General features: G+C 62.3%; 8 protein-coding genes. 4 read left to right on the top strand and 4 right to left on the bottom strand.

Features of this window, described 5'->3' with window-relative positions; translation table 11 throughout:
• Positions 1–2 precede the first annotated feature (2 nt).
• The 3 genes from AC1L34_RS12500 to AC1L34_RS12490 form a co-directional block, all read right to left on the bottom strand.
• Positions 3–782: an ATP-binding cassette domain-containing protein gene (locus AC1L34_RS12500; RefSeq protein WP_424296850.1), complete on the bottom strand. Its 780-nt coding sequence runs from the start codon at positions 780–782 to the stop codon at positions 3–5.
• Positions 783–787: 5 nt separating this feature from the next.
• Positions 788–2,062 (bottom strand): metal-dependent hydrolase family protein, encoded by a 1,275-nt coding sequence (locus AC1L34_RS12495; protein ID WP_424322852.1) that lies wholly within the window; start codon positions 2,060–2,062, stop codon positions 788–790.
• A gap of 355 nt (positions 2,063–2,417) precedes the next feature.
• Positions 2,418–4,742: a DEAD/DEAH box helicase gene (locus tag AC1L34_RS12490; protein ID WP_424296854.1), complete on the bottom strand. Its 2,325-nt coding sequence runs from the start codon at positions 4,740–4,742 to the stop codon at positions 2,418–2,420.
• 299 nt (positions 4,743–5,041) lie between these two features.
• Here AC1L34_RS12490 and AC1L34_RS12485 point away from each other — a divergent pair, with 299 nt between their 5' ends.
• The 3 genes from AC1L34_RS12485 (at position 5,042) to topA (ending at position 9,234) form a co-directional block, all read left to right on the top strand.
• Positions 5,042–5,245 (top strand): cold-shock protein, encoded by a 204-nt coding sequence (locus AC1L34_RS12485; protein ID WP_009679429.1) that lies wholly within the window; start codon positions 5,042–5,044, stop codon positions 5,243–5,245.
• A 146-nt stretch (positions 5,246–5,391) separates the two neighbouring features.
• Entirely contained in the window at positions 5,392–5,967 is a 576-nt protein-coding gene (locus tag AC1L34_RS12480; RefSeq protein ID WP_424296857.1) for a hypothetical protein, read from the top strand.
• A 165-nt stretch (positions 5,968–6,132) separates the two neighbouring features.
• A complete protein-coding gene (gene topA, locus AC1L34_RS12475) occupies positions 6,133–9,234 on the top strand; it encodes a type I DNA topoisomerase (protein WP_424296858.1) in 3,102 nt (1,033 codons plus the stop codon).
• A 185-nt stretch (positions 9,235–9,419) separates the two neighbouring features.
• On the opposite strand, the gene AC1L34_RS12470 is transcribed toward topA, so the two are convergent.
• Positions 9,420–10,985 carry an adenylate/guanylate cyclase domain-containing protein gene (locus AC1L34_RS12470; RefSeq protein ID WP_424296860.1) on the bottom strand — a complete coding sequence of 522 codons (1,566 nt, stop codon included), beginning with the start codon at positions 10,983–10,985 and terminating at the stop codon, positions 9,420–9,422.
• A gap of 84 nt (positions 10,986–11,069) precedes the next feature.
• On the opposite strand from AC1L34_RS12470, the gene AC1L34_RS12465 reads away from it, so the two are divergent.
• Positions 11,070–12,341 (top strand): DNA polymerase III subunit delta', encoded by a 1,272-nt coding sequence (locus AC1L34_RS12465; protein ID WP_424296862.1) that lies wholly within the window; start codon positions 11,070–11,072, stop codon positions 12,339–12,341.
• The last annotated feature ends 2 nt before the right edge of the window (positions 12,342–12,343 follow it).

Genomic DNA, 12,343 nt, shown 5'->3' with positions numbered 1-12,343 from the left:
CTTCATTGAATCTGGTCCTCACGTTGGAGACGAATGAACTCGTCGTCGGTCAAGTTGGGGACATCGATAACGTCCGTGATTCCGGGTTGCGGTTGCACACCATTGATATCCGCGGTGATGACGGTCTGTTCTCGTCCCAGTGCGATGAGACGATCCAGCAAGATTCTGCTGCTGCGATCGCCAGAAAGTTTGTCGACCCCGCCGACAACCAGCAGTTCCGGGCGGCGAATATTGGCCATAGCGATTCGGAATAGTGCTGCGGTAAGTTCGGGGAGTTCTTCGACGTATGCGTCGAGCGACGGCAAAGTCAGCGGGCCGAACACCGGTCGGCACATTCTTTCCAGGTCATCCTGGGTCGATTGCCCGACGATTTTGTACCAGGGGGCGGTCCAGCGAAGCTGTTCGGTCAGCACATCGTGCACGCGGATCGTCTGCTCGATACCGTCGACTTCCTCGATGAATCCAAGCGCGGAGTTGGCAAACAGATTGCGAGCATCATTGATTCGGCCGAAGGAATCTAAGGTTCCCGAGGTGGGCTTCATTCGGCCGGCGAGAGTTAACAACAAAGCGGTTCGCCCGCGTCCACCGGCACCGACGAGAACAGTGAGTCCACCGCGACGGACGCGCAAGTCAACGGGTCCATAGATATGCCCCCACGAAGCGCGGACGCCGATACCCTGTGCATCAAGTAACACCTCCCCGCCGTCAGCGAATTGCACGGTGGAGAGTTGGTCGGTGGCGGCCGGGTCGTAGATGGGGGAGTCTGGGGTCGGTTCGGTCATCGTTGTTACAACTCGTTCTTTACGACAACGCCATCCTTGATGATGACCTTCAGGTACTCGTCGGGCTTGCCGATAATTGATAGGTCCGCGGTCGGATCGCCGTCGAACAGCAACATGTCCGCCCAGGCATCCTCGGCAATCACCCCGAGTTTGTGCGCCGCGTAGGGATTGCGTGGACCAGCCATCTCAAACAGTTCAGCATTGACCGAGGTGAGCATCTGAAGTGCCTCGATATTGGTGTAGAACTCGCCGAGGCGCGCGGCCATTTCGCTCTGGCGCGGTGCCGATTCGGGCTCCAAGAGTAGGTCGGTGCCCCACGCTGTCTTTACTCCGTGCTTGCGAGCCCAGCCGTAGACGGCGTCCGTCCCATTGCAAATCTCAACGTTCTTCGCCGAGCGTCCGGGATCCGGGTACGAGTGGTCGTGCTCGGCGAAGGGTTGCATCGACAGCCAGATGCCCTTCTCCCCGATCAACGCGACCGTGTCTTCATCAGCGAGGTGGCCGTGCTCGATGGAACGCACTCCCGCATCAATGGCGCGGCGAATCCCTTCGACGGTGTAGACGTGCGTTGCCACGTACGTGCCGTAGTCGGAGGCGGCTTCCACAGCGGCACGGATCTCGTCGGCCGTGTACTGGAGGGTGTTGAGTGGGTCGTACATCGAGGCCGCTCCGCCTCCGACGGTCAATTTGATCTGCGTTGCGCCCTTGCGCAACTGTTCACGGACTGCCGTCAAAACATTGGCCGAACCATCAGCCACTCGAGTGAATCCGATTTCTTCGGTACGACTCGGTCCGCCACCGAAAGTTGGCGGGGTCTCGTAGACGAAGGCGAAGTCGGCATGGCCGGAAGTCTGCGAAATCATCGCCTGGCTGGGGAAGATGCGCGGACCTTCGAATTGGCCGCGGTCGATCGCTGTTTTGACCGCGGCTACGTCGCCGCCCATGTCTCGGACCGTGGTGAATCCGCGGTGCAGCATGGCCTTTGACTCGGCAAGGGTGTTGACGTAAAGGCTGCCTGTCGGACCCATGATGAAGTCCATGTAGCTGTTGGCATTACCCATTAAATGAACATGGGCGTCGCTCATTCCGGGCATCAAAAAACGACCGCCAGCGTCGATAATGGTGTCCTCGGGCTGGGTGGCTACGGGAGAGGTCGAGACCGCGGAAATTGCCGGTCCCGCTATTACAACATCAGCGCCGGAGACTGTTTTTCTGTCAGTTCCGTCGAAAAGGGTGCAGTTTCGGATAACGGTCCGCGAGTTAGCAAGGGGCCTGTTCATAGTGTCAGTATTGCAGAGGATTAGATCCTGCACTGGATGTGGGTGGGAACCAACAAGCAAATTGGACCGCAATGCGCGGAGTCTCGAAATTCACGAGATGTTCAGGGCTGATGCGCTGCAGCGCTGAAAGCATTTAGGCCGCACCATAGCGTGATTTTGGCGCCAGTTAAAGGGGCTAAGCGAAGGTTCGATCGTTCAGGTGATGCTCGGCGGGAAAGCCTAGGCGCGCGCCGATTGCGGCGAAATACATTCGCGGTGACATAGCATAAAACAGTCCCTCATATATTGAAGTCATACAAAGGGGACCCAAAATTGTGTAGATCGCCGCGGGGGCTGGCGAGGGCGACGAGGTTTGCTAGTGATGCAGCTGGCCGATGAGACGGAGGAGCTTGATGGCGTGTTCCTTGTCGAGTGGTTCGTTGCCGTTGCCGCATTTCGGAGACTGCACGCATGACGGGCAGCCCGAACTGCAACCGCACGAGGAGACGGCGACATCGGTGGCATCGATCCATTCCACGAAGGCCTCGTAACCGCGGGCGGCGAAGCCTGCGCCGCCGGGATAGCCGTCGTACACGAACACGGTAGGCAGGCCGGTGCCGGGATGGTTGGCGGTCGATAGGCCACCGATATCCCAGCGATCGCAGGTGGCGACCAGTCCGAGCATGCCAATCGCCGCATGCTCGGCGGCGTGTAGTGCGCCGGGGAACTTATCAAGGCCAATGCCAGCGCTAAGCATCGACTCCGGCGTTAGCGTGTACATCACCGCGCGGGTTTCGAGGCGGTGCTCGGGGAGGTCGAGTGGGACCGAATCGAGAATCTCGCCCGTGATGGCCTTTCGGAGGAAGCCGACCACCTGGCCCGTCACAACGACCCTTGCCAGCGCCACGGTCAACGGCCCAAATCGGCGCTCAACCTCGATTTCGGTAATGGTGACGTGGCTGACCTCGCGCGGCGAGGTCGTCCAATCCGGTTCTTCCGGATGCGCCAGGGCGAGGCCATCGTTGAGGTCGAGTTCGTCGATCACGAAGCTCTCACCCTGATGGAGATAGACCGCTCCCGGGTATACCGACGTCATCGCGCGGGCGGTATCGACCGTGCCTAGCAGGCGGGAACTGGTGGTGTCGACGATCAGCACCTGTCCGCCGATGCCGCCGCGAATGTCGATGTCGGCGTGCGGGTCGATTCCCGGGGCGACGTACCAGCCAGCCTTGCGGTGCTTGAGCATTCCCTCGGCCGTGAGCTGCGCGACGACGTCCTCGGCCGAAAATGCCCGCACGTCTTCCGGAGTGAGGGGGAACTCCATAGCCGCGCACAGCATGTGGGGTCCAAGGACATACGGATTGGTCGGGTCGGTGACCGTGGCCTCCACCGATCGCTCCAGGAGTGTTGCCGGGTGGTGAACGAGGTAGGTATCGAGCGGGTCATCGCGTGCCACCATCACCACGATGGACCCCTCGCCGCGTCGTCCCGCGCGACCGGCCTGCTGCCAAAACGACGCAATGGTGCCCGGGTATCCGGCCACGATCACCGCGTCGAGGCCGGAAATGTCGACGCCGAGTTCGAGTGCGTTGGTGGTGGCCACCCCGAGAAGTTCTCCGTCGGAGATGGCCTGCTCAAGCTTTCTGCGATCGTCGGCTAGATAGCCGGCCCGATAGGCCGCCACGCGGTCGACGAGATCGGGGGCCGTGTCGGCCAGGATGGCTTTCGCGCGGACGGCGGTAATCTCCACTCCGCGTCGACTGCGGACAAAACAGAGTGTGCGGGCCCCTTCGATGACGAAATCGGCGAGAAGTCGAGCGGCCTCCGATCCCGCGGAACGTCGGACCGGGGCGCCGTTCTCGCCCAATTGGCCACCGGCCGATTCGTCGAGAAAGCCGGGCTCCCACATGGCGACGGTCCGCGCCCCGTGTGGGGAAGCGTCCTCGGTTACCGCGACGACGTCCTCGCCGATGAGCCGGGAAAGTGCCTGCGCGGGATTGGAAACCGTGGCGCTGGCACCAATCACGACGGGATTGGCACCGTACTTGCGGGCGATCCGCAGGGTGCGTTGCAGCACCAGGGCGGTGTGCGAACCGAAGACACCGCGGTAGTGATGACACTCGTCTACGACGATGTACTTCAGCTTTGCGAAGAACGTGCGCCACCGCGGATGCGTGGACGTGATGCCGATTTGCAGCATGTCGGGGTTGGTGAAGATCCAGCGGGAATGCATGCGTGCCCACTGCCGGAGTTCGGAATCGGTGTCGCCGTCGTACGAACTCGGCGCGAGGTGATTGAACTCGGGTCGACCGGCAATTAAGTGTGCGATGGACCGCAGTTGGTCGGTGCCAAGCGCTTTGGTGGGCGACAGGTAGAGCGCCGTGGAGTTGGGGTCTTCGGCAAATGTGGTGAGGACGGGAAGTTGGTAGGCCAGTGACTTACCCGACGCTGTGCCGGTGCAGATGCAGACGTGCTGCCCCCGCTTTGCGAAGGTGGCCGCATCGGATTGGTGGCGCCACGGCTTGGGGACGCCATGTTCGACGAACGCATCGCGAACGGCGGGGTGCACCCACTCCGGCCAGTCGGTGACATCGGCGGACCTGGAATCGATCACCGACAAGTGTGTGAGTGGACTCGCATCCTCGGATACGCCCGCCAGGGTGCGGCCGAGCAGATCGCGGCCGTAATTGGCTTGCCCCATAAGTGTTTTGCGCCCCGCGGTTCTTATTTCGACGTGTCTTAACCTGCCATCGTACGCAGGGACTTTGTGCCCAAATCCGGCTCCCGGTAAAGAACCTTGGCCATGAGGGTGTCTTTGCGGGCCGGAACGTGGTTAGCTTGAGGAGGTCGCATGCTCCACAAGTTGGAGCACAGGCGATCGGTGTACTGCAGTTTGTTCCATCGCCACCCGGCGAGGTTCGTTTGAAGTACGGCGGTCCCAAGAGACCACCGTCGCGGCTCCGCCGCGCCGGGTGAATGCAATGTAAAGGAATGCAGTAAATGGCACAGGGAACTGTGAAGTGGTTCAACGCGGAGAAAGGCTTCGGATTCATCGCGCCTGACGATGGCGATGCTGATGTCTTCGTTCACTACTCCGAGATTCAGGGCAACGGCTTCCGTACCCTCGAAGAGGACCAGCGCGTGGAGTTCGAGGTTGGCCAGGGCACCAAGGGTCCCCAGGCTACCGGCGTTCACGCACTCTAAGTCTCCACTGAGCCCGCCAGGGTTCGATTAAAGACTTCAACTAAACTCCCGGACCGCTTTGGCGGCCGGGAGTTTAGTCATTTCTGGGCCCGGTGGTTCGCGTCCCGCGACACCAAACTGTCACCTGAGTCTCGTACGATGGTCAGGTGAGCCAGATGTCGCTGTTTTCTGCGGAAATTGAGGACCCGGCAATTGCCGACCTCGCGGGATTGCTTGCGGCACAAGGACAGTCGATGCATACCTCCTGGGGTGCCCGAGTGTCGGTGGTGGTCGCAGATCAATGGCGTGCCGAAGCGATCTGCCAAGAGATCGTCGATGCTGGTCTCGAAGCGGAGATCGTCGCCTCCGAAGAGGGGCACCCAATCGCTCGCACGGAGGCGAACCCCCGCATTACTGCGTTGCACCGCGCCTGGACCGCAGGTGCGGTCAAATCAGTTCCCGAAGGCTGGACTCCCACACCGCATGCGCTGCGCCTGTGGACGCTGGCCGCTGGCCGCCCAGACGGGCCGCATTACTGCCTCGGACTCGACCCGGGTGCCCCCGACACCTATGCGAATCTCTCGACGTCGCTCATGCGCGTGGGAATTGCGCCGACTCTTGTCGGGACACGCGGAGGCAGCCCCGGACTACGAATCTCCAGTCACAAGCGAATTACCCGACTGCTGGAGAATATTGGGATCGCCCCAGACGGCGCGCCCGAGGGGATTTGGCCCGGTCAGTAGGGGCAAATAGTGCCCGCGTAGCGTCGAACTGTGCAGTTTGCGGTGCACAAATTGGTCTGAACAAGCGACCTACGTCTCTACGCAACTATCCAGCGCGACGTGCAGAAGACACGTTATATAAGGTACAACGGCATCGAGCAGCAATTACCTGACCGAAGGGCACCCGTGGCCGCCAACGACAACTCATCCTCCGCCGTGCGGCGACTCGTCATCGTGGAGTCCCCGACGAAAGCACGCAAAATTGCGGGCTATCTCGGCGGCAACTACGTTGTCGAATCGTCGCGTGGGCATATCCGAGACCTGCCTCGCGGTGCCGCCGACGTGCCCGCCAAATACAAGGGGCAGCCCTGGGCGCGCCTTGGCGTCAACGTCGACGACAACTTTGAGCCCCTCTACGTGGTGTCCGCAGACAAGAAGTCGACGGTCACCGAGCTGAAGTCGTTGATGAAAGACGTCGACGAGCTTTACCTCGCAACGGACGGTGACCGCGAGGGGGAGGCCATCGCATGGCATCTGCTTGAGGTCTTGAAGCCGAAGATTCCCGTTAAGCGCATGGTGTTCCACGAGATCACCGAGTCGGCGATCCGTGCTGCCGCAGAGGATCCGCGCGAACTCGACATGCCGATGGTCGATGCGCAGGAAACCCGACGCATCCTGGACCGTCTGTACGGCTACGAAGTGTCACCGGTGCTGTGGAAGAAGGTCATGCCGAAGTTGTCGGCGGGCCGAGTGCAGTCCGTTGCCACCCGCATCATCGTCGAACGCGAACGCGAACGCATGGCGTTCGTGTCGGCCGACTACTGGGACATCGCCGCCACGCTCGATGCCGGTGCCGAAGCGTCCCCGAGGACGTTCGCGTCGCGGTTGGTCAATATTGGTGAGGACCGAGTTGCCACTGGCCGCGACTTCGGTGCCGACGGCCAACTGAAGAAGACCGCCGGTCTGACCGTCCTCGACGAAGCGCGCGCCACCGGTTTGGCCGCTGCGCTGCAGGGTGCGCCCCTGACGGTTCGTTCGGTAGAAGAGAAGCCGTACACCCGTCGGCCGTATGCGCCGTTCATGACATCGACGCTGCAGCAGGAAGCAGGGCGCAAACTGCGGTTCTCCTCCGACCGCACCATGCGCATCGCGCAGCGACTGTACGAAAACGGCTATATCACCTACATGCGTACCGACTCGACCACGCTGAGCGAGTCGGCGATCAACGCGGCGCGCTCGCAGGCCCGCCAACTGTATGGCGACGAGTTTGTCCATCCCACTCCGCGCCAGTACACGCGCAAGGTCAAGAACGCGCAGGAAGCGCACGAGGCGATTCGCCCTTCGGGTGAAACCTTCCGCACTCCGGGCCAGTTGGCGTCGGCGCTCAACACCGACGAGTTCCGCCTTTACGAGTTGATCTGGCAGCGCACCGTGGCCTCCCAGATGGCCGATGCGCGCGGCACCACCATGAGCTTGCGGATCGGTGGCAAGGCCACCACCGGCGAAGACGTTACGTTCGCGTCGTCGGGCCGCACCATCACGTTCCCCGGTTTCCTGTCCGCGTACGTCGAGACCGTCGACTCGCAGGCGGGCGGCCAAGCCGACGACGCGGAGAACCGTCTCCCGAACCTCCGCGAAGGTCAGGCGCTCACGGCCGCCGCGTTGACTGCCGACGGGCACTCAACCAACCCGCCCGCCCGCTATACCGAGGCTTCGTTGGTGAAGACCCTCGAAGACTTGGGGATTGGTCGTCCGTCCACGTATGCGTCGATCATCGGCACCATTCAGGACCGCGGCTACGTCATCAAGAAGGGCAGCGCGCTGGTCCCGTCGTGGATCGCGTTTGCGGTCATCGGCTTGCTCGAGGGCTACTTCAACAGTCTCGTCGACTATGACTTCACCGCATCGCTGGAAGATGACCTCGACCAGATTGCGTCCGGCAACGCCGACCGCACCCGCTGGCTCAGCGAGTTTTACTTCGGAACCGACACCGACGCACCCGTCGACGACAACGACGATGCCGCCGGTGCCATGGCGCGCGTCGGTGGTCTGAAGAAGCTCGTCGACGTCAACCTTGAGGGCATCGACGCACGAATCGTCAACTCGATCAAGCTCTTTGACGACTCCGAAGGCCGCCCCGTTTTTGTTCGCGTGGGACGCTACGGCCCGTACTTGGAACGCAACGTGGCAGGACCGGACGCCGAACCCGACCTGAAGCGCGCCAATCTGCCGGCAGATATGACGCCCGATGAGTTGACGCTGGAAGTTGCCGAAAAGCTCTTCGACACGCCGCAGGAAGGGCGCGTTCTGGGCGTCGACCCGGTAACCGGTCACGAGATCGTCGCGAAGGAAGGCCGATTCGGTCCGTATGTGACCGAGTTGCTTCCCTCGGAAGATGACGGCGACGACGGTACGGCACCCGTGCCGACAATCCCGGCAGGTCCCACGCCACGCGACGGCGGTGAAACCGTCGGATCGCCTGTACCGGCCGGCGACGAGGTGGTCGCACTCGACGAGGTCGGCGAAGGCACCGTCGCGACCGCCAAGAAGACGGCGAAGAAGACTGCTAAGAAGGTCGCGAAGAAGGCTGGCCCCAAACCGCGAACCGGCTCGTTGTTCAAGGGCATGGATATTTCGACCGTCACGCTCGAAGACGCATTGAAGTTGCTGTCGTTGCCGCGCGTCGTCGGAGTGGATCCGGAGAGCAACGAGGAAATCACCGCGCAGAATGGCCGCTATGGTCCGTACCTGAAGAAGGGGACGGATTCGCGGTCGCTGACCAGCGAAGATCAGCTGTTTACGGTGACGCTCGAGGAAGCCCTCAAGATTTACTCCGAACCGAAGCGTCGTGGTCGTGCTGCGGCCGCCCCGCCGTTGCGTGAGCTGGGTCCCGACTCGGTCACCGAAGCGCCGATGGTGATCAAGGATGGCCGATTCGGTCCGTACGTGACCGACGGCGAAACCAACGCCAGTCTCCGCAAGGGCGACGAGGTTGCCACCATCACGCCGGAACGGGCAATGGAACTCCTGGCCGATCGCCGCGCGCGCGGTCCGGCCAAGAAGGCAGCAAAGAAGACGGCCAAGAAGACCGCAGCGAAAAAGACTGCAGCGAAGAAGACGACCGCGAAAAAGACGGCAGCAAAGAAGACGACCGCGAAAAAGACGGCAGCAAAGAAGACAACGGCGAAAAAGACGACGGCGGCGAAGACGACTGCCGCAAAGAAGACGACTGCCGCAAAGAAGGATCCCGCCCCAAACGCCGCATCCGACGAAGCCCCCTGGGACTAGCCCCAGGGAGCGCTCCCGCGCCGTTCCGCTTTTCTGTCACAATTCAGCCAGGCCGTCACCGATCTTCACGATCGGTGACGGTCTGGCTGATTTTGGGCTCCCAGATGTGACAGAAAAGGGGAAATCCGGCGGGGGTTCAGCCCGTAAACGCACCGCAAAACGGCAGACGGCACGACCGTCCTCGCCTAAGCGGGTTCGACGGAACCGGTGGGTTCAGCGATGTCCAGATCGGGGCGAGCCAGCAGGGTCTCGATTCCACGGCCGCGGAGTTCCACACCCTCGCCGATATCCCAGTGCTTGGATTCGGCATCGCTAGCCAAGAACACCGCGCGGGCCGAACCAAGGACGCGGGTGGCTTCATCTTTCGCCAGTTCGGTCAGGCGGGCCGCCTCATTGACCGGGTCCCCAATCACCGTGTACTCAAGCCGCTGTTCGGAGCCGATATGGCCAGCGACAGCTTTACCTGCCGACACCCCGATGCCCATGTCTACGTCACCGAGGCGCTGCGAGAGTTCCACGCGCAAGTCGCGGGCCGCAGCCAGGGCGGCACCGGCAAAGTCGTCCTGATCCAAGGGAGCACCGAAAATTGCGAGGGCGGCATCGCCCTGGAACTTATTGACAAACCCGCCGTGCCTGCCCACCACTTCCACGACCACCTCAAAGAAGTCGTTAAGCAATTCGACGACTTCGCGGGGTGGGCGGTTTACGGCGAGTCGCGTCGACCCGACGATGTCGACAAACAGCACTCCGATATAGCGCTCTTCGCCACCCAACTCGGTGCCGGTCTCGATGGCACGACGTGCCACGTCCTCGCCGACGTAACGGCCAAACAGGTTGCGGAGATCCTGGCGCTCGCGAAGGTCGGACACCATGTCGTTGAACCCGGCTTGCAAAAGGCCGAGGTCATTGCCGTCGTAAATCTTCACGGCGACATTCAGATTGCCTGCACGGATCTGGCTCAGGGCGACCCGCAACTGTTTCACGGGGTCGGTGATCGACCGAACCAGTCGTGAGACTGCGAGCAATCCGAACACAATCGCCGCGGTCGCCAGCCACAGAATCGGACGCTGCAAGCCCTGGGCATCGGTCTCGATCACGTGCGTGTGCTGCAAGACGATCAGAGTCACAATCATCAACATCGGAACGACAACCGAGGTCACCCAAAACACCGTGATGCGGGTGGCGATACCGGGGGCCTTGGAATTATCGGGGTCGTTGGCCATCGCGGCCACCGTGATCGGCCGCAGCACCTTCTCGGTCTGCATAAACCCGAGGACGCCCGTCACAAGGGCGCCGATGAGGCTCGCGATGATGACGATGACGCAGTCTTTCACCGACGTGCGCAGGTTGATTATGGACAGCAAGATGCCGCCGACGGCCCACAATCCCAGGTTGATCGCTGTGAGCAGGGTGGGCAGATTGAGGGCACGTCTGCGGGCGGCTTCGTCGTCGAGGCGCGTGCGCCGCCGATGCCAGATGAGGACCGGCATGCTGAGTTGGATGGTGAGGTAGGTACCGATGATGATCGCGATCACCAGGTACAGGCCGAACGCCGCCTGGTTCTGGGCGTTGAACTGACTGAGGGAGATGGAGTCGACCTGCGGCATACCGAAGCGGAGGAAGGCGAAGGTGAACAGCGCACCGAGCAGGTTGGCGCGGAGCATGTCGAGCGCAAGGACGGGCCACGGCGTGTGCACCAGCCAACGCAGCGTGTGCGCTGCCCGAGCTAGGCCGGACCGTCGTGTGACCATGTCATCCAAAGTAGCGGGCTGCTTGCAATTGTTAAACACCCGGCGGGATGCGGGATTGCTGAACTGGCCTTTAGTCTGACAGATGTGACTAATGTCTTCGCCAGAATGATCGGCCAGCAAGCCCTGGTCGACGAGTTGTTGGCAGCAGCAACATCGGCTCGTGCCGTAGCTTCTCGGCTCAGTGAGGCTGAAGGCGGTGCGGTTTCGATGTTCGCTGGCGAACCTTCCGGTGACATGGAGCCGGTGGCACGCGAGACCATGACGCACGCTTGGTTGTTCACCGGGCCGCCCGGCAGCGGGCGGTCAGTGGCCGCGACCTGCTTTGCAGCGGCTCTGCAGTGCCAGTCGGTCGACGAGGTGGGGTGCGGGGAATGTCGTGCCTGTGTGACCGTGCTGGCTGGCACGCACGGCGATGTCCGGCACATCGTGCCGGAAGGTTTGACGATTTCCGTCGCCCAGATCCGCAGCATCGTGCAGTTGGCTGCCCGTCGTCCGACGACGGGCCGCTGGCAGATCGTGGTGGTCGAAGATGCGGACCGGCTCACCGAGCAGGGCGCAAATGCGCTCCTGAAGGCTGTGGAAGAACCGCCAGACCGCACCCTGTTCCTCTTGTGCGCGCCGTCTGTGGCACCCGAAGACATTTCGATCACGCTGCGTTCGCGGTGCAGGCATGTGGGGCTCACCGCCCCACTGGCCGCAGACATTGCGAGGGTCCTGGTGGACAGGGACGGTATCGACGTCGACCGTGCCGAGTGGGCGGCGTCGGTGTCTGGCGGACACGTTGGACGAGCCAGGCGGCTGGCGGTAGACGCCTCCTCGCGGGAGCAACGCGACAGGGCGCTGTCGCTAGCGCGCGCCGCCACCCGGGATTCGACGGCCTACGCGGCAGCTGAAGACCTGGTCCGCACCGCTACGGAAGCCGCAGCGCTACTGAGCGCCGAACGCGACGCGGCGGAAACCGAAGAGCTGATGACGGCGCTCGGTGCCGGCGGCACAGGCAAAGGCACCGCACGACCACCGCGCGGAACCGCAGGTGCGGTCAAAGATTTGGAGAAGCGACAGAAGTCGCGGCGCACCCGCATGATGCGTGACGTCCTTGACCGCGCTCTCGTCGACTTGGCGGCGTTGTTCCGCGACGGGCTGTCGTTGGCGATGGGGGCACAAGTGACCTTGATGCACCCGGACAAAGCCCAAGATTTGACGGGGCCGATGGCGCGTCATGCGAGTCCGGAGGAGCTATTGGGGTGCGTCGAAGCGGTTCTGGATTGCCGCGACGCGCTCGAAATGAACGTGAAACCCAAGTTCGCCGTCGACGCGATGGTGGTGCGAATTGGTCGGCAACTGTCGCACCGGTGAGG

Source organism: Gordonia sp. 34D (genome assembly GCF_056682775.1).
Note: the sequence above shows the minus strand (reverse complement) of the source record. Positions and strands in the feature narration are given on the sequence as shown.